Here is a 17,842-nt window from a genome sequence, read left to right as displayed (position 1 = left end):
AGAGGAGACCTTTTCGCATGCAAAATAAAATCGTCATCGTTACAGGAGCAAACGCGGGGATGGGATTAGCAACAACAATCGAATTGGCAAAATTGGGCGCTCATGTCATCATGGCTTGCCGAAGCAGAGAGCGCGGGCAGCAGGCCCTCGCCGATGCAATAAATCAAAGCGGCTCGAACCTTATTGAGCTTATGATACTTGATTTGAGCTCAATTGCGAGCATCCATGACTTCGCCCAAGCTTTTAAGGCTAAGTACGATAGGCTCGATGTGCTCATCAATAACGCCGGGGTCGTTTCATTGAAACGCGCGACAACCAAGGATGGCTTTGAGTTGATGATGGGTGTGAATCATCTGGGGCATTTCCTGCTTACAAACCTTTTGCTGGATGTACTCAAACATGCCCCGCAAGGCCGAATTATTAATGTAGCCTCAGGCGCGCATAAATCGGGGACTATCAACTTTCAGGATCTATACCTGACTAATGGATATAACGTTTGGAAAGGGTACGCGAACTCCAAGCTGGCCAACATTCTTTTTACCAAACAATTGGCACATCGGTTAAAAGGTACAAACATTACCGTCAACAGCCTGCATCCCGGTACAGTGGGAACTCAAATCGGGATCAATCGTGAGACCGGTTTCGGTAAATCCATCTGGGCCGTCATCAGGCCGTTTTTTCTCACTGCAGCGAAGGGCTCCGAGACAGCTGTTTATTTGGCTTCCAGCGAAGAAGGCGGTACGGTCACAGGCGAATATTTTTATAAAAAGAAAATTGCCCCGATTACCTCCAAAGCCGGGAATCCGCAATTAGCGGAACAATTCTGGATATGGAGTGAGCGGGAAGTCAAGCTGAATACTCATCCGAATAGCGTATAACCGAATAAAGCAGAGGAGATAATGGATACTAAAAGTTTCTCTGCTAAAAAGGTGATGGCTATGTTTTTGTATCAGGTTACGGAATGGATGGAAGAGAGGACGTCGCTGCGGAAGGCGCTGATATCCGGAATCGATGATCCGGGCCAGCTTCAGTTCAGGATCGATCAATTGGATGCACAGCTTTATTCGCAAGCCGAGCGCTGGAAAAATTCTTTTCCAAGCCTCGAAATCCCGCATGTGGAAGATGAGATTCGCTTTTAGCTGAAGTGCAGCAAGGTTTTCCTTTGTAATTCCTCGTTTTTCCGTGTAGAATTGAAAGACTATAAACGTTGACAAAACGAGGTTGTTTCACTATGAAGGTTGTTGTTACCACACTGAACGCCAAATATATCCACACCTCTCTCGCCCTGCGTTATTTAAAAGCATATTGCGGCGATGATTTTGATGTGGAAATTACGGAATATACGATTAAAGACCCGGCGATGAATATCGTGTCCGACCTTTATCAAAAGGCGCCCGATGTGCTGGGTTTTTCCTGTTATATCTGGAATATCGAAGAAACGATCCAGATTATTCGCATGATCAAGAAAATCAGGCCGGGGATGCTCATCCTACTCGGCGGTCCCGAGGTCTCTTACGATACTGAATATTGGATGCAGCGTATTCCCGAGGTTGACTTTATCGTGATGGGCGAGGGTGAAGAGACCTTTCACCATCTGCTCAAGGAGATTTCCACTACGCGGAAGTATCATTTTGTTTACGGGACAGCTTATCGCAAGGGAGAAGAGATCATTCTCAATCCAGGCAGAGGCAAGCTGAATCTGAGCGACATTCCAACGCCGCATCGTTTTGCCGAGGATCTTCCGAGCCTCGCGAACCGCGTGGTCTATTTTGAAACCAGCAGAGGCTGCCCATTCTCCTGCCAGTTCTGCTTGTCGAGCATCGAAGTTGGGGTGCGTTATTTTGATATGGAGCGGACCAAGAGCGATCTGCTGTTTCTCATCGATTCAGGTGCGAAGCTGATCAAATTCGTAGACCGGACCTTCAATATCAAGCGCGATTACGCCATGGAAATATTCGAATTCCTCATCAACAATCATCGCGGCTGCATCTTTCAATTCGAGATTACCGCAGATATTATGCGCCCCGAGGTGCTGGATTACTTGGCTGAGCATGCGCCTGCAGGTGTTTTCCGCTTTGAAATCGGGGTACAGTCTACAAACGACCTGACCAATGAGCTGGTTCAGCGCAGGCAAAACTTCTCGAAGCTGTCCCGCACCGTGAGCAAAATCAAAAACAGCGGCAAAATAGACCAGCATCTGGATTTAATCGCAGGTTTGCCGCAGGAAGATTACAGCTCATTTCGCAAAACCTTTAACGACGTTTTCGAACTCGGGCCGGAGGAGCTGCAGCTTGGCTTTCTGAAGATGCTTCGCGGTACGGGAATGCGGCAGGATGCAGTGAAATATGGATATGTGTATATGGACAACGCACCGTATGAGATTCTGGGCAATGACATTCTTCCTTTTACCGATCTGATTCGGATCAAACGTGTGGAGGATGTGCTCGAGAAATACTGGAACGCACATCGAATGGATCACACCATGGACTATTTGATCAAACAAGAATTCGCCTCCGCCTTTGATTTCTTTCAGGAATTCGGCGATTATTGGGAGGCTCGAGGCTGGCAGAAGATCGGACATCAACTGGAGGACCTGTTCACCCGCCTGAAGTCCTTCCTGCTGGATCGCGGCACATCGGATATGGATGTCATCGAGGGCTTCATGAAGCTGGACTACTTCCTGGGGCATAAATACCGACCGCGGAAAATTTGGTGGGAGTTCACCTTGAACAAATCGGAGCAAGCCGAGTACATGAAGCTGCTCGCTGAACAGCCGGAGCATGTGAGCGGCCAATTCAGCAGCCTTTCGATTCCCGAAAGAGATTTGCACAAGCATGTCATGATCGAGATGCTGCCCTTTTCGCTGGAGAGCTACCTGCAAAGCGGCAGTATAGAGCAGGATCATAAAGATCTGCTCGTTATCTATTACCATCCGGATGCGGCAAATCCTGCACAGTTTTTCACGATGCCGATCAGGCAGCCGGCCACGACTTAAACAGCAGGATCTTGGCTGGATGCTGAACGATATCGCTTCATCCCGCGAGAGCGCAACAAAGGCCATAAATTTCTACAGTTTGTAGAGAATTATGGCCTTTGTTTGGAGTGAGTCTAAGCTCCTCACTATTTGTGAGTTTCAACATGGTGGGATCGTAGTTCCGAACAATCTCAGATCATAGATGGATTAAAAAGGAGGCTTTATGATGCTACCCTCGTTATTTATCGCGCATGGTGCGCCCTCGCTGGCAATCGAGCAGCATCCTTACACGGAGTTTTTGCGAGACTTGGGGCAAGAGCTTCCAAGGCCGAAGGCCATTGTGATTTTCAGCGCACATTGGGAAAGTCAGGTTCAACAGATCAGCAGCGTGAGCCGGTATGAAACGATTTATGACTTTTATGGATTTCCCGAGGAGCTGTATCAGATGACTTATCCGGCCAAAGGGGATATAACAATCAGTATGGAGATTCAGCGTTTGTTTTCGGAGGAAGGGATTCAATGTGAATTGGATGATCACCGCGGGTTGGATCATGGGGCCTGGGCTCCGCTGTCTCTTTTGTATCCGGCAGCAGATATTCCCGTTGTGGAGCTTTCTGTGAATCCCGGATTAATTCCTGAAGAATATTACAGGATTGGCAAGGCTTTAGAGCCGCTTCGCGAGAACGATATCCTCATCATTGGCAGCGGAGGAACTGTGCACAATTTGCTCAAATTGGATTGGAGTAATGAGTCTGCGCAAAGCTGGGCTGTTGCTTTTGATGAATGGCTGGATGAGCAATTGGAAACCTGGAACACGGACGCGCTGTTCGAATATGAGAGCAGAGCCCCTCATGCGGCTGAAGCAGTACCGACGACTGAGCATTTTGTGCCGATGATATTGGCACTCGGTTCTGCGGATGAGTCACATAATGCGAGGCTGGTGCACAGGTCTTATCAGATGGGTTCGCTCAGCTTGAGCTGTTGGGAATTTGGTGCAGCCGATGAAATAAATGTGTAAAATAATAAACAGAGCAGCATGAAGCTATACTCAATCCATAGAAAAATAAGGGGATACGTATGGAAGTTAAGTTTTGTTTATCCTGCGGTACTGCATTAGAAACTCGAGAGATTTCCTCCGTCCAGCGAAAGGCATGTCCAGGCTGCAATTTTATCCATTGGGGAGACTATAGCATTGGTGTAGGAGCCATTATTTCGAGAGACGGGAAATTTTTACTTGTGCGTAGAGCCGAGAATCCCGGAAAAGGATTATGGACCAACCCCGGAGGATACATCGAGCAGCACGAGCAGATCCATGATACGATCAAGAGGGAAGTTTTGGAGGAATCAGGTATCGAAGCGGTAGTCACGAATATTATAGCTCTTCGGGATCAACCAAGGAATATTCATAATATTTATATCGCTTTCGAGATGGAGTATGTAGGTGGAGAACCAACGCCGGATGGGGTTGAGGTGGATGCGGCGGGTTTTTTCAGCTTCGAGGAAATGGAAACGCTGCCTGTGGCAAAATTCACCAGTTGGCTGATCGATTGTGCGAGACATGCGGAGTCCAAGGGGCTGCATCGAGATCCAAAACCGGTGTTTCCTTTTGAAGGAGACGATTTATTTCGAGCTTAATTCCGCTGCTTTCGCTATTCCAAAAAACGCTTCTTCATTTCAGGCGTAGGCATCATACATTGATCTCTGCGTCCAAACCAACGATACCGATTGCGGGCAATATAATCATAGACGGCGTTGCGCAGAAATGGCGGAATCAGGATAGCGGCATATACAAGCGGCCAGAGGCTTCGTAAATGTTTGGCAATTCGCAATGCGGCGGTCGATCGAGTGAAGTATTGGGCGCCTTCTATGAGAATGATCGTGCCGGCTTTACCAGCTTTGATCTGAAATTGCTGCAAAAGCGCCTCCCCAGCATCGGATTGCTGGGTCGCGAACATGAAATGACTCTGGGGATCACGGAGGATAATAAACTGCACAGCTCCATTGCAAAGATTGCAGACACCATCAAAGAGGATGATGGATGTATCGGGCGGAATGACAGATGATAATTGGGCTGACGTGGCTGATGGTTGAGCAGAGAGGTTTTGGGATGTTTCTTTATTGTCCAAGTTGCTGCCCCTCTCGTTGATAGGATAGTTCTATTATACCAAAAAGCGGAGTGATTTAGATGGGACCACTTGGATACAAATCGTGCAGGAGGGTTCCGCGACGAAAGTGGAATAAACTGATGACAGGGAGATTCACATGAATGTTCTAGTGACCGGCGGAGCGGGATTTATTGGCTCCAATATCGTAGATTCATTGATAGATGAAGGTTATCATACGGGAGTTGTCGATAATATAAGCACGGGATTTCGAGGGAATGTGAACCCTCGGGCTGAATTTTTTGAGATGGATATAGCAAATCCGCTTTTAAGCGAGGTCTTTGCATCATTTAAGCCGGAGCTTGTCATTCACCATGCAGCCCAAATAGATGTTCGCAGGTCCATTCTCCATCCGGAACAGGACGCCGCTGCTAATATTATGGGAACCCTCAAGCTGCTGGAGATGAGTCGTACATATGAAGTTCGCAAAATCATTTATGCTTCTTCCGCAGCCGTATATGGAGCGCCTCAATTCCTGGGTATTACGGAGGATCACCCGAAGAAGCCGCAATCCTTTTACGGAGTTTCCAAGCTTGCAGTGGAGCCTTACATCGATGTCTATTCGCAGCTTTATGGCTTGGATTATACGATTCTCAGGTACGCCAACGTCTATGGCATGAGACAGGATCCAAGGGGAGAAGGCGGCGTGGTATCGATTTTTATCGATAAGCTTTTGCGCGGAGAATCGCCGATGATTTATGGGAGCGGAGAGCAAACAAGGGATTTTATTTACATCAAGGATGTTGTCCGGGCTAATCTTGCCGCCATAGATCATGGAGCGAAAACCATCGTTAACATAGGAACGAATCGACAAACCAGCACGAATGATTTACTTAAGCTGCTAACTCTAGTAATGGGAGAGCAGGTACATCCTATCTATCAGAAAAGCCGAGCAGGAGATATCGAGCATAGCAGATTGGATAATAGCTTGGCCAAAGAGGTGCTTAAGTGGGAGCCGCGATATTCACTTATGAGAGGTTTGGAGGAAACCTTTGCTTATTACAAGAATGATTAGCCATCAAATATGTCGAAAATGAAGAAAAAGAGGGAATTTTCAACCTATATGAATTCTTTACGACAAAAATATATATATTATTCGTAGAATGTGATATATTTAAAGTAATTTTGGGACGTGATGAAACCGAATCTGTACGTGGGCACTTGGATTCGGCGGAGCGTGCTAGTGCAACCGACCACTTTCAAATTCGAAAGGGGTATTTTTTATGTTTAAACAAATCAAGAAAGCTTTACCCATTGCATTAGTAGGCGTTTTTGCTGTTGCAAGTGTCGCTTTTGCGGCTAGCTCAGGTGTTGTTAATGGAGGAGATCTGGTTATTGCCAGCAACACTGATGACGGAGTTTTTACGAATGCAAATCCATCGACTGTAGTTGTTTCAGGAATTTCTTTTAATGGCCTTGGAACCATCGATGTTAGCACAAAACTCGCTTCAAAATCGGCATTAGATTATTTATTTGTCGCTGATAACAGAGGAAAAAACGCAGGTTTCGTGGCTAAAGTGTCAGCTTCACCACTAACAACTACAGTTCCAGATTCAACTGCTCCTGGAAAAACTGTTACTGTCAACATTCCTGCTGATTCAGTATTGACAGTCACAGCCGTTAGTTACAAACCCAAGTTCACCACAAAGAGTGACTTAGCTCAAGTGCCTACTGGAACGCTCTCGGTGGGTGCTGCTGGGATAGACATCCTATTTGCCAATAAGGGTAAAGGAGCCGGAGCTTTCGTAGCTGGTCTGAATTACACTTTGACATTACCCAACTATTTGCCTACAGGATCCATCGTAACAGCTGCTCCTGAATCCGCTTTTAAAAATGTTACTGATGTTACCAATCTTGGACTTTTCGCGGGGTCTTATGACACAACCATTACATACTCCATTACTTCAGCACCGTAAATTTTTTGTCCTTATCGAACCACTCGTAAAAGGGTGGTTTTTCTTATTCTTACACATATGAGGTGTTTCCCTTGAAGGTTTTAAGGATCATTTGCCTATTGTCCATCATCCTTTTCCTAAATGCTGCTCCATTGGTTCATGCTGATGAAGCGTCTTCTGGAAATATTCTAATGAAGCCCCTTGGCGATCAAGTGGTCAACGGTTATTTCATCGTGGAAGGGAACCCTGGAGATCAGAAACAGGTCACAGTAAACTTGAGCAATTCCTCGGATAAAGCTTCTGCAGACGGAGTATTTATGCTTGCTGATGCTCCAAACGCAGTGGGTGGAGGAATAGGGGCTATAGACCCGGAGCACAATGAGCAAAAACAAGTGGGTTCCTGGTTTAAGGTAAATAAGCAAAACATTCAAATGAAACCCGGAGAAAGCCGCGATCTTATACTGGATTTCACAATTCCTTCCGGTGTAGGGCCAGGTGATCACGTAGGAGCCATTACTCTGTACAAACTGGAGCCTGGAAACAAATCAGAAAAACCACTTAATAAGAATGAAGCCGCTGTAGTTGTGAACAAGGCTTTTTCCCAAATCATTGCTGTGGTGGTGAAAGTGCCGGGAACGATTTCTCACAAATTAGAAATTAAATCTCTTGAACCGAAAATGAATGGAAGCAAGCTGTTCATGGATTTAACTATTGTTAATAAGGGGAATATCATCGAGGATACATCCCAAGGCGTCATTCAAATATCCCAGGGTGGTAAATTACAGTTTGAGAAAAAAGCTGAAATGAAATCGATTTATCCCGGGAACTCGGCCGTATTTTCCTTTGAAGCACCAGTTGAGCTTATCAATAGCGGCAAATACGATACAAATATCAGTTGGTCCTATGGATCTGGATCCGGTAAACAGGAGGAGCATAGCTCCATACAGTACGATATCTCTTCAAAAGATGTAAAACAAGCGCAAATGACTGAACTCGTTAACCAAGGAAATAAGAACATCTCGAAAAATGCCATTGTACTCAATCCGAAGGATATTTGGAGAATGCTTGCTATTGCAGGAGCTGCTTTAATCTTTATCTCAATTATTATTTGGATGGTTAAAAGAAAAAAGAAAACTAGAACCCGCAGCAACCGCCGGAGCCGTAGTCATCGCAGCAACCGCCCATATCCTAATATTGAAGGATAAACTGAAAAGTCCTCATTTCTCTGTTAGTAAAAAGAAATGAGGACTTTATCATGGACTTTAGCGAGTGCCTGGGCGTTTGCGGCTGGTGGATGAGGTTCTGCGGCGCTTGCGGTGTATCGGCTGATGTTTGCGCGATCTGCGGAGATTTCCATCCGTAGATTTAACCTTGCCGCCGACGCTGTTGAATAATACCTTAAACATGGGAGCCATCTGTCGAAAGGTCCCCATAAACTTTTGCACCTTCGTCATGGTGCCGACAATGCCGTCGATGCCTCCCATGCGATCTACAAAGCCTTTAATCTGGCTAAAGTTAATGCTGCTAAGAGGATTGGAGCCTCCACCTTTGCCGCCTAAGAGACCCAATAAGTTTCCGATTCCGCCTCCACCTCCGCTGCCTGCTGCACCCCCGCCTTGATAGGGTACAGGGAGATTGCCGCCTTGAGTAAACTCCGGGAAGAATGCGCCTTCGCCGAGACCGGGATAGGAGCCTCCAAAGAAATCTCCAGGCACAGCGTTAGGTGGTGTAATGCTTCTTATTTGTGCATCAGCATCGTAGCCATTGCCAATTGTCGGGTGGTTAGGATGGTTGGAATTCATATGATTTCACGACCCTTTTTATCAGATTTGTCTTGTATAGCTTATGTGAGTCGCCTAACTTTGGATTGGACGAATGTCACGGTTTCAGGGCGGTCGTCCAATTCAGCTCATTAACGCATAGAAATTTTACAGTAATGCTAACCTAAAGGGAGGAAATGCCGAAGCGGATGTCGAAAGATAGAATAGAGCTTGAACCAAGCTACCAAGACCTCCGGGAGTGATCAATTCGATGCAATTAAAAAAATTAAATGATAAAGCGATCGATCAGCTTTTTGAAGCGGTCTTAACGCTCAAGGATCTTGAAGAGTGCTATGTATTTTTTGATGACCTGTGTACGGTTAATGAGATTCAATCGCTGTCGCAGCGGTTGGAGGTTGCGCGCATGCTGCGCAAAGGCTCCACGTACAACCAGATTGAAGCGGAAACCGGAGCGAGCACGGCCACCATCTCCCGCGTCAAGCGCTGCTTGAACTATGGCAACGACGGGTATATTCTTACGTTGGATAGGCTGGGGCGGTAAGTTCGGGAATAAATAAAGAGCATCGGCGGTTCGCCGATTAGCAAAAAGGGCTGGCTTTAGCGGTGATACAGTGATCATTTTCACGGTATCCTGTCGGAGCGGCCTCTTTTATTGAGCCTAATTGACATGATGGGGTACATTGGGTAGCATTAGAATACAATGGTTTTTATTGGAACGGATGAGAACAGGATGAAGCGTTTCGGGGTATTGGTCATCAGCCATGGATCGAGGGATGCGGACTGGGTGAAGCTGGTCGATGAGGCTGTTTCCGCAGTCAAAGTGCAGCCGGGGATTCCGGTGTACGCCTCTTATCTGGAGCTGGTGGAAGGCCGGTTGATTCAAGATGGCATCACTCATTTGGAGGCCAAGGGTGTATCCGATATCATCGTTGTTCCGCTCTTCGTATTCTCTGGAAGTACACATATAGATGAGATCAGCTATGCGCTCGGAGTGATTCCGCAGCCGAAGCTGGAGACGGACATGACACCTTTTTCCATCCAGGCACGTATACACTTTACCTCACCCATAGATGATGATCCGGTTATTGCCGAGATTGTCTATGAGAAAATAAAGCCGTTGTCCGACGACCCAAGCCGCGAAATCGTGCTGCTGGTCGGTCATGGCAGCGTGGAAAAAGGCTTTCACCTGCAATGGCGCCAAGGTCTGGAGAAGCTCGCAGATCGGCTAAAAACGTTGGGAGGTTTCGACGAGGCCGATGTGGCAATGCTTTTGCCGGATCAAGTAAAGCGCAAGATGCTAGAGTGGGAGCGAAGGAAGCCTGGACATGCCGTGCTGGTGGCGCCGTTATTTTTGAGTGAAGGCTATTTCACCCGAAAGGTGATTCCTGCCCGGATGAAAGGCTATGAATACCGCTATAACGGGTTGGCGCTGCTGCCGAGCCCTTTGATATCAGGATGGATCCAGAGGCAGATTGAACATGGAATAACAATTGCGGGCGGGTGATGAGTGCTGTATGCGTAAAAGAGCAAGGCTGATCTACAATCCGACCTCAGGGCGGGAAGAAATGAAGAAGCGTCTACCCGATATCCTGCAGCGGCTGGAGCGGGGGGGTCTCGAAACCTCAACCCATGCGACCATTGGAGAAGGAGACGCAACCATGGCAGCGGCCAGAGCAGTCGACGACGGCTTCGATATCGTGATCGCGGCGGGCGGAGATGGCACACTCTGTGAAGTGATCAACGGCATAGCCGAGAAAAGCTACCGCCCGCAGCTGGGCATCCTTCCGCTGGGGACGACGAACGATTTTGCCAGAGCCTTGAATATCCCGCGAAATTGGGACCAAGCCTGTGATCTTATAGTGAAGCGGCATACGATGAATATCGATGTGGGGAAGCTGAACAATCGGTATTTTATCAATATCGCCGGGGGCGGCTCCATGACAGAGCTAACGTATGAGGTGCCCAGCAAGCTGAAGACGATGATCGGCCAGTTGGCATATTATATGAAGGGGATTGAGAAGCTCCCTCGGCTGAGGCCTATTGAGCTGTATATCAAATCCAAGGAAAAGACGCTGCATGAAGAAGTGATGCTGTTTCTTATTTCCAACAGTACCTCGGTAGCAGGGTTCGAGAAGCTTTCTCCGGATGCGAGCATGAACGATGGGCTTTTTGATGTGCTTATCCTGAAGCGCTGCAACCTGGCGGAATTCATCCGTGTTGTCTCCATGGCGCTGCGCGGTGAGCATATGAATGACCCTAATGTGATCTATTTTCAGACCAAGAAAATTGAAGTTAATTCGCCTGACTATGTCCAGCTTAATCTGGACGGGGAGTTCGGCGGAACGCTGCCGTGCATCGTCACCAATCTGCAGAACCACCTGCAGGTGATCGTGGATGGAACCGGGCAGTCGTCGTATAAAAAGACGCAGACGCTGATGGAGACTTTTATCAAGCCGTTTGGCAATAATAATGGGGAAGATGTGGAGCAAGAGTCGGGGAAGTAATGACAACGTATTGGGCAAGTCGTCTCGGGATAAGAGCGGCTTGTATTTAATGCACTTAATTATTAATTGTACACATTTTTTGGAATAGGAGTTATGGTTGTACGTAATTCGTTCCATACTTATACAATATAGTCTTTGGCTTACCTATTAAAGAAGAAAATAACCTTCACAAAGGTGGAAGTTCACATATGAGTACAAGCGTACCAATTAAGAAAAATGAATTTTACGAAGTTACTTTTGAAGGCCTTACTCATGAAGGAATGGGTGTAGCCAATGTTGATGGATTTGTTATTTTTGTGCCAGGTGCTTTGCCCGACGAACAAGGAAAAATAAAAGTAACAAAAGTTAATAAAGGTTACGGCTTTGGCAAATTGATTGAGTTAAAGAAATTAAGCAAATTTCGGATTGAACCGGAGTGCACAATATATAATCAATGCGGTGGATGCCAGCTTCAGCATATGAGTTATGAAGGTCAGTTAGAATTTAAATATAAACATGTAGTGGATGTAATTAAACGAATTGGTAAAATAAATGATGTAACAATTCAAACTATAATCGGAGCAAAGAATGAATGGCGTTATCGTAATAAGGCTCAAGTTCCTGTAGGTGAAATTGAAGGTGGATTAGTGGCAGGGTTCTACAAAAAGGGAAGTCATGACATTATAAATATGGATTTATGTCTGATTCAACAGGAAAATAATGATGCAGTTGTGCGTATTGTTAAAAAAGTGTTGAGTGATGAGGGGATTCAGCCGTATAACGAATTAACTCACAAAGGGTTGATAAGGCACATAATGTCACGTTATGGCGTAGTAACCAAGGAAATAATGGTCGTGCTTGTTACAACGTCAAAGGACCTTCCATCAAAAAAGAAAATTATCGCAGAAATAGTGAGTCAAATTCCAAACGTAAAATCCATTGTATTGAGTATTAATCATAAGAAGACTAATGTAGTACTTGGTGATGAAACAGTGGTCCTTTGGGGAGAAAGATATATTCATGACTGCATTGGCGACATTAAATTTGCTATATCCGCTAACTCATTCTTTCAAGTTAATCCAGAACAAACCAAAGTACTTTATGACAAAGCGCTCGAGTATGCTCATCTAACCGGTAGTGAAACAGTAATTGATGCATATTGCGGGATTGGGACTATATCTTTATTTCTTGCTCAAAGAGCCAAGAAAGTGTATGGAGTTGAAATAGTACCTCAAGCAATTGATGATGCAAATAGAAATACTGAGTTAAATAATATAACAAACGTGGAATTCAAGGTTGGAAAAGCAGAGGAAATAATTCCAAACTGGTATTCTCGAGGGATAAAGGCCGATGTTATGGTAGTTGATCCCCCACGTAAAGGCTGCGATTCTGCTTTGCTTGAAACTATCTTGGAAATGAAACCTAACCGAGTTGTGTATGTTTCCTGTAACCCAGGCACACTTGCAAGAGATCTTCAGATTCTTGAAGACGGAGGCTACAAAACAATAGAAATTCAACCAGTTGATATGTTTCCCCATACTGCCCATGTGGAGTGCTGTTCACTACTTGTAAGAAAAGACTAAATAATAATGGATTTTGGATAAATTATAAATTTCAAGATTGGGTGAATCGATTGACATCGATTAAATATGTGTATATACTCGTAATTATGAGAGAAAAAAATAAACTATCGCAAAATTCAATGGAAACACCCGATTATGCAGCAACATGTGCTTGCTTTAATCTGAGGAAGGCGTCCCGGGTCATTACAAGTTTATATGACGATTATATGCGGCCGGCAGGGCTTCGTTCGACTCAGGTGATGCTGTTAATGGCACTTGAAAAAGCCGGTCCCGTTACCGTTATGCGTTTATCCGACTTTTTACTTTTGGATAGAACCACACTGACAAGAGATCTGAAGCTGCTGGAACGGCAAGGGTTAGTATCGATCACAGAAGGAGAGGACCGCAGAAGAAGGTATATCGCTCTGACCCCCGAAGGCCGGGTTATGCTTTCGAGCGCACTTCCGTTGTGGGAACAAGCGCAGACCCACGTTCGCATGAATATGGGCGATGACCGGTATGAAGCACTGCTCGGTAATTTGTCGGATGTTGTGAAATTGAACCGGAAAGCTTGATTTTTTTTTATAATAAAATGTGTATATACACGTAAAAAGAAATCGATTCAAGCTCAGCATTGATACTGAAACAGGGAGGAAAAAATGATAAAGTACATCAAACCGTTGCCTGTCTCCTCATCCAAAGGATTGTTAACCGAAGTGTATGACCAAATACGGCGGGATATCGGTTCCGTAGTGGAACCTTACATGATGCATTCCTCTTCACCGCTTCTATTGGCGGGGACATGGACGATTTTAAGAGAAACGGCACTGGTGGGTAATGTCCCGAGAGCAGTCAAGGAGGCGGTTTCCGCAACGGTTTCAAAAGTCAATCAATGTCCTTATTGCGTAGACGCGCACACGATGATGCTAATGGCTGCGGGAAATAACGAAGTTGCCCAAAAGATAAGCAAGGATCAAACGGATAGAATATCGGATATAAAGATGAATTCGATTGTAAAATGGTCTCTCGCAACGCGTTCACCTGGCTCATCCCTATTGTTCAACCCGCCTTTTACCGCGCAAGAAGCGCCGGAAATAATCGGAACCGCTGTAAGTTTTCATTATATGAACCGCATGGTATCCGTATTGTTAAATGAAACACCATTACCAACTGCCAGCCCTTTATTGAAAAATATTTTGAAAAGAATTGGAGCAAAAATATTATTTTCATCTTCATTGAAGAAACACAAAACACCTGGAGAGTCACTGCATTTCTTGCCGGATGCTCCTTTACCCGACGACCTGTATTGGGCGAAATCCCATCCCATCATCAGTCGGGCTTTTGCTCGTTTTGCAGCGGTTGCGAATACGGCGGGGGAAAGTATTTTGACTGAAGAATCACGATCAATTGTCTGGCATTACATTGATACTTGGGATGGTAAAGACCCTGGCATAAGCCGGCTTTGGATAGAACAAACAGTAAAAACACTGACCGAACCATCCAAGACAGCGGCCAAGCTTGCGTTACTCACAGCTATTGCACCCTATCAAGTAGACGATGAAATGATTCGGGATTTCAGATCCATTTACAAAGAGGATGTTCAACTCCTGAATGTATTAGCCTGGTCTAGTTTTACGGCCGCCCGTAAAATAGGAACGTGGCTTGTTGTACGGGACTAACCGATAAAAAATTATCAAAAACTTTTATTACGAGAGGATTATCAATGATATGAATCGTAAACTTTCCATGAGTGCTATTTGGCCTTTAGTGAGTGTCGAATTGGTGGCATTGCTGACTTCCGTCCATCACCTTGATGAACTTGGGATGGTTTTCCTTGTGCCAGCATTGATCTTTATTATTGTGCCTCTTGTATTGATCTGGCGATTTGCACGAAAGCCAAGCAAACTCCTGCTGTGGTCTTACGGGATTTTTGTCGCATTAATGGTCATTGGTTTCGGTCTCCAAGACGGCTTATTGAACCACACGATCAATGATATTGTCTTTTACTTAAACAACTCCGATCGAGGCTTTATGGCAGAATCATATTCATTTTTCCCACCTATCGGTTCCACATTTCACGAGGTTACTGGCTTCCTTACCTTTATTGCAGCCATTTTTGCGACATATTTTAATTATAAGTTTATTGCCAGCAGCCGTAATATTGCCAAACAATAAGAATCTTCCCTATGCCTAGTTGATTGGAATTATTGGAGGATAAACAGATATGAAAGATAAGATCGTTGTAGTTGGTGGATATGGTCAAGTAGGGCAGGTAATATGCAACAGTCTGGGAAACCTGTTTCCAGGAAAGGTATTTGCTGCAGGCAGGAGTTTTGAGAAAGCCAAACAATTTGCAGCAACTACCGATGGCAAGGTTCTACCTTTACAAATGAATGCAGATGACAGCCAACCAGTTGATCTATTTGAAGAAGTAACTCTTGTTGTCATGTGCTTAGATCAAGATAACACGCATTTTGTAGAGAAATGCTTCGAACATAAAATCCATTATATTGACATCTCAGCTTCCCACAACTTTTTATCAAAAGTACGAAACTTAGGGAACAATGAAAGGCCATTGCAATCCACTTCAGTCTTAAGTGTAGGTTTAGCACCTGGTTTAACAAATATGTTAGTCAAAAAGTGTGCACAGGTTTTAGATGAAGTCCACTCTGCAGATATTTTCCTGATGTTAGGTTTAGGAGAACAACATGGTAAGGCCGCGATCGAATGGATGGTTGATAACATTAATATAGATTTTTCTGTAGTAGAACAAGGGTTGAAAAAACAAGTAAAAAGCTTTGAGGATGGTAAAAAAACACAATTCCCCGGAAAACTTGGACGAAGAACGGCTTATCGCTTTAACTTTTCTGATCAGCATGCTTTACCTGACACGTTGAACATCCAAACTATCTCTACTCGAATCTGTTTCGACTCAGCTGTAATAACCAATCTAATCGCTCTATTGAAAAAATCAGGTGTTTATCGCTTCCTCCAATATCAAGTCTTTCGCCAATTCATGATCAATCTGTTTTTAAAACTTCATTGGGGATCAGAAATATATGTTGCGAAAGTAAGTGCATTTGGCTTAAATAACAATCAAACAGTCTGTTATGAATGTTCAATTGTTGGACAGAAAGAATTTTATATTACAGGGAAAATAGCTGCTTTTGTGGCAAGAAATATTTATTCAAAAAAATACCAGCCGGGTGTTTTTCACATGGAGGAGTTGTTTCAACCTATGGAGTTGATAGATGATTTAGGAGGGTTAGTTACTTTTGATGAAAGATACAACCTGCTGCCCGTAACGATTAACAGCTAGAGATGAGCCAACTCTGCGACCATAATAGTCGTTATTTCTATTGATACCGTATTTATAATAAATATAAATAAAAAGGTGTATAACCAAGGCTGAAATCTAGTTTTCTAGTTGGACATTAAATTAGACTTTTAGATATAGCATTTACCCAAGCAAATCTGAATTAAAAAAATAAAGTATTGTATATTGACTGAAAGGAGTGAATACGAATGAGCTTTGTTGTAGGATTTGGTCGTCATTTCGCATTTATCTTGGTTCTCTTTATTCTGTTAGTCATTATACTTTCTACTTTCGTAATTTAATCGGGTCATTGTCAAAAGATTGAAGTTTAGGTTGTAGATTTTATTTTTAAAACTGCACAAATAGCAGCAATACGCTGCTAATAAAAGTGTTCTTCGAATCGGCACGCTTTGACGGACCCCCCGTTACCGCGTGCTCTTTTTCCGTTCTCTGAAAGGGAATCGGCATTTGCAAAATTTTTGACAACATAAAAAGAACGGCCTACAGCAGCCGTTCCTTAATTGCTAGGCTATGTTAACGCGGATTTAAACAACAACTGATTTGGGTATACTTTTACTATTAAAAAATCAGAATGGATGCATATGTTTGGAGGGAGTTCAGTGGTTGAGATCATTGGTGAGAATTGGGCGGGGATGGTATTTCCTTTAATATTAGTATTTGCATCTTTGTTTGTAGTTAAGGATTGGAGAAATTGGAGGAAATACTATCCAACCATATTGTTTACTATTAGTGTAGACTTGATCTTTTCCGTTCTCACATATGAACATTCTCTTTGGTATTTTCACAAGGCATTGTTCATCCCCAACCATACCCTTCATGATCTTTGGATAAATTTTACTGCTTTCCCACTGATCATCTTAATGTATCTCTCACGTTATCCCTATAAGTCAGGATGGCTGATGCAAACAGCTTATTTTACCTTATGGGCTGTTTTATTTTCGTTAGTTGAAGGTGTGAGCTTTATTTTGAGATTCATAACTTATCACAATGGCTGGAGTTATTGGTGGTCAGTTTTGTTTTGGTTTACCATGTTCCCTGTTGTACGACTGGTGTCCGCGGATTTGTTTCAGCCTATGATGCGGAAACTGGAAGCAAGCTATGGCAGTTTTATAAAACTTGAACACCGTCCGATTTTCTGATTGCAATTAGCTGATTATCTGGAGTGAGGACATAAACCTTGTCCTTTCCTAGAGCCACTCCTCGGTTAGTTGTTGGCACCGCTCTTAGCATGGTTGGTCTTTATTCCGTGTGCCATTTTTGTGATCCTTTACTTTCACATTCCAATTACTCAACTAAAGTAACGAGCCTTAGAAAAAGAATTCAATATGTCAGACTTCTCTTTACTAACTTTTGATGGCATTGAGCTCGGTGTGGTTCTAATTTCATCAGTAGTCTTAGGTACTGATGGGCTAGCCGTACTGATAGGTTCGGTGCTTGTTAGTTTGGATGGTTTAAGAACGATTATAGTGAAAATTAGCAGAATCAGTAAGGCACCGGATACGATGCTTAGCAACCATTTAATATTGTTATTCATAATGAAACTCCTTTTTATTTAAACCTTATACCAGTAAGTATCCTGACTTATTGATCCAATATTATAGAATAGCTAGTTACCCTGCTATTCCAGCTAATAGCTTGTCAATATTTA

General features: G+C 44.1%; 21 protein-coding genes and 1 pseudogene. 19 read left to right on the top strand and 3 right to left on the bottom strand.

The annotated features are described in order from the left end of the window. Positions 1-17: 17 nt before the first annotated feature. The 5 genes from BLV33_RS13455 to BLV33_RS13435 all read left to right on the top strand — a co-directional run bounded on the left by BLV33_RS13455 (position 18) and on the right by BLV33_RS13435 (position 4,609). Positions 18-878: an SDR family oxidoreductase gene (locus BLV33_RS13455; protein WP_090792253.1), complete on the top strand. Its 861-nt coding sequence runs from the start codon at positions 18-20 to the stop codon at positions 876-878. A 21-nt stretch (positions 879-899) separates the two neighbouring features. Then, positions 900-1,139 (top strand): hypothetical protein, encoded by a 240-nt coding sequence (locus BLV33_RS13450; RefSeq protein WP_090792250.1) that lies wholly within the window; start codon positions 900-902, stop codon positions 1,137-1,139. A gap of 92 nt (positions 1,140-1,231) precedes the next feature. After that, positions 1,232-2,995: a B12-binding domain-containing radical SAM protein gene (locus tag BLV33_RS13445; protein ID WP_090792246.1), complete on the top strand. Its 1,764-nt coding sequence runs from the start codon at positions 1,232-1,234 to the stop codon at positions 2,993-2,995. 205 nt (positions 2,996-3,200) lie between these two features. Further along, positions 3,201-3,992, top strand: coding sequence for a DODA-type extradiol aromatic ring-opening family dioxygenase (locus BLV33_RS13440; protein WP_090792242.1), 792 nt, complete (start codon positions 3,201-3,203; stop codon positions 3,990-3,992). A 59-nt stretch (positions 3,993-4,051) separates the two neighbouring features. After that, positions 4,052-4,609 carry an NUDIX domain-containing protein gene (locus BLV33_RS13435; protein WP_090792239.1) on the top strand — a complete coding sequence of 186 codons (558 nt, stop codon included), beginning with the start codon at positions 4,052-4,054 and terminating at the stop codon, positions 4,607-4,609. 14 nt (positions 4,610-4,623) lie between these two features. Here the strand turns inward: BLV33_RS13435 and BLV33_RS13430 are convergent, their stop codons facing one another. Further along, positions 4,624-5,100: a thiol-disulfide oxidoreductase DCC family protein gene (locus tag BLV33_RS13430; protein ID WP_253187062.1), complete on the bottom strand. Its 477-nt coding sequence runs from the start codon at positions 5,098-5,100 to the stop codon at positions 4,624-4,626. 136 nt (positions 5,101-5,236) lie between these two features. Between BLV33_RS13430 and BLV33_RS13425 the strand changes: the two genes are divergently transcribed. From BLV33_RS13425 to BLV33_RS13415, 3 genes are all read left to right on the top strand, one after another. Beyond that, on the top strand, positions 5,237-6,151 hold the full coding sequence (locus BLV33_RS13425; protein ID WP_090792235.1) for an NAD-dependent epimerase/dehydratase family protein: 915 nt from the start codon (positions 5,237-5,239) through the stop codon (positions 6,149-6,151). Positions 6,152-6,359: 208 nt separating this feature from the next. Next, entirely contained in the window at positions 6,360-7,052 is a 693-nt protein-coding gene (locus BLV33_RS13420; RefSeq protein WP_090792232.1) for a WxL domain-containing protein, read from the top strand. 71 nt (positions 7,053-7,123) lie between these two features. After that, on the top strand, positions 7,124-8,236 hold the full coding sequence (locus tag BLV33_RS13415) for a COG1470 family protein (protein ID WP_090792228.1): 1,113 nt from the start codon (positions 7,124-7,126) through the stop codon (positions 8,234-8,236). A 57-nt stretch (positions 8,237-8,293) separates the two neighbouring features. Here BLV33_RS13415 and BLV33_RS13410 read toward each other — a convergent pair whose 3' ends face one another. Further along, positions 8,294-8,833, bottom strand: coding sequence for a hypothetical protein (locus tag BLV33_RS13410; protein WP_090792224.1), 540 nt, complete (start codon positions 8,831-8,833; stop codon positions 8,294-8,296). 229 nt (positions 8,834-9,062) lie between these two features. Between BLV33_RS13410 and BLV33_RS13405 the strand changes: the two genes are divergently transcribed. From BLV33_RS13405 to BLV33_RS30730, 11 genes and pseudogenes are all read left to right on the top strand, one after another. Next, positions 9,063-9,353, top strand: coding sequence for a YerC/YecD family TrpR-related protein (locus BLV33_RS13405; RefSeq protein ID WP_090792221.1), 291 nt, complete (start codon positions 9,063-9,065; stop codon positions 9,351-9,353). Between the two features lie 189 nt (positions 9,354-9,542). Then, on the top strand, positions 9,543-10,316 hold the full coding sequence (locus BLV33_RS13400; protein WP_090798919.1) for a sirohydrochlorin chelatase: 774 nt from the start codon (positions 9,543-9,545) through the stop codon (positions 10,314-10,316). A 10-nt stretch (positions 10,317-10,326) separates the two neighbouring features. After that, positions 10,327-11,316 carry a diacylglycerol kinase gene (locus BLV33_RS13395; protein ID WP_090792217.1) on the top strand — a complete coding sequence of 330 codons (990 nt, stop codon included), beginning with the start codon at positions 10,327-10,329 and terminating at the stop codon, positions 11,314-11,316. A gap of 188 nt (positions 11,317-11,504) precedes the next feature. After that, a complete protein-coding gene (rlmD, locus tag BLV33_RS13390; RefSeq protein ID WP_090792214.1) occupies positions 11,505-12,878 on the top strand; it encodes a 23S rRNA (uracil(1939)-C(5))-methyltransferase RlmD in 1,374 nt (457 codons plus the stop codon). 50 nt (positions 12,879-12,928) lie between these two features. Then, positions 12,929-13,432, top strand: coding sequence for a MarR family winged helix-turn-helix transcriptional regulator (locus BLV33_RS13385; RefSeq protein WP_253187061.1), 504 nt, complete (start codon positions 12,929-12,931; stop codon positions 13,430-13,432). Positions 13,433-13,516: 84 nt separating this feature from the next. Then, positions 13,517-14,536, top strand: a complete 1,020-nt coding sequence (locus tag BLV33_RS13380) for a carboxymuconolactone decarboxylase family protein (protein WP_090792210.1) — start codon at positions 13,517-13,519, stop codon at positions 14,534-14,536. Positions 14,537-14,585: 49 nt separating this feature from the next. Beyond that, complete coding sequence (locus tag BLV33_RS13375; protein WP_090792207.1) at positions 14,586-15,032, top strand: hypothetical protein; 447 nt, start codon at positions 14,586-14,588, stop codon at positions 15,030-15,032. 49 nt (positions 15,033-15,081) lie between these two features. After that, positions 15,082-16,176 carry a saccharopine dehydrogenase family protein gene (locus BLV33_RS13370; protein WP_090792203.1) on the top strand — a complete coding sequence of 365 codons (1,095 nt, stop codon included), beginning with the start codon at positions 15,082-15,084 and terminating at the stop codon, positions 16,174-16,176. 206 nt (positions 16,177-16,382) lie between these two features. Then, positions 16,383-16,475: a YjcZ family sporulation protein gene (locus BLV33_RS13365; protein ID WP_090792200.1), complete on the top strand. Its 93-nt coding sequence runs from the start codon at positions 16,383-16,385 to the stop codon at positions 16,473-16,475. Positions 16,476-16,769: 294 nt separating this feature from the next. Continuing rightward, a pseudogene (locus tag BLV33_RS30035) lies at positions 16,770-17,216 on the top strand (CBO0543 family protein); the annotation flags it as partial. Beyond that, positions 17,198-17,314, top strand: a complete 117-nt coding sequence (locus BLV33_RS30730; RefSeq protein WP_171909145.1) for a PQQ-binding-like beta-propeller repeat protein — start codon at positions 17,198-17,200, stop codon at positions 17,312-17,314. The pseudogene BLV33_RS30035 and the gene BLV33_RS30730, both read left to right, overlap by 19 nt. On the opposite strand, the gene BLV33_RS30725 is transcribed toward BLV33_RS30730, so the two are convergent. Beyond that, positions 17,302-17,424 carry an anti-sigma factor domain-containing protein gene (locus tag BLV33_RS30725; protein WP_139305738.1) on the bottom strand — a complete coding sequence of 41 codons (123 nt, stop codon included), beginning with the start codon at positions 17,422-17,424 and terminating at the stop codon, positions 17,302-17,304. The genes BLV33_RS30730 and BLV33_RS30725 overlap by 13 nt on opposite strands. Positions 17,425-17,842 lie beyond the last annotated feature (418 nt).

This window comes from Paenibacillus sp. GP183, from assembly GCF_900104695.1.
Classification (GTDB): Bacteria; Bacillota; Bacilli; order Paenibacillales; family NBRC-103111; genus Paenibacillus_AI.
This window is presented reverse-complemented; position numbering and strand designations above follow the sequence as displayed.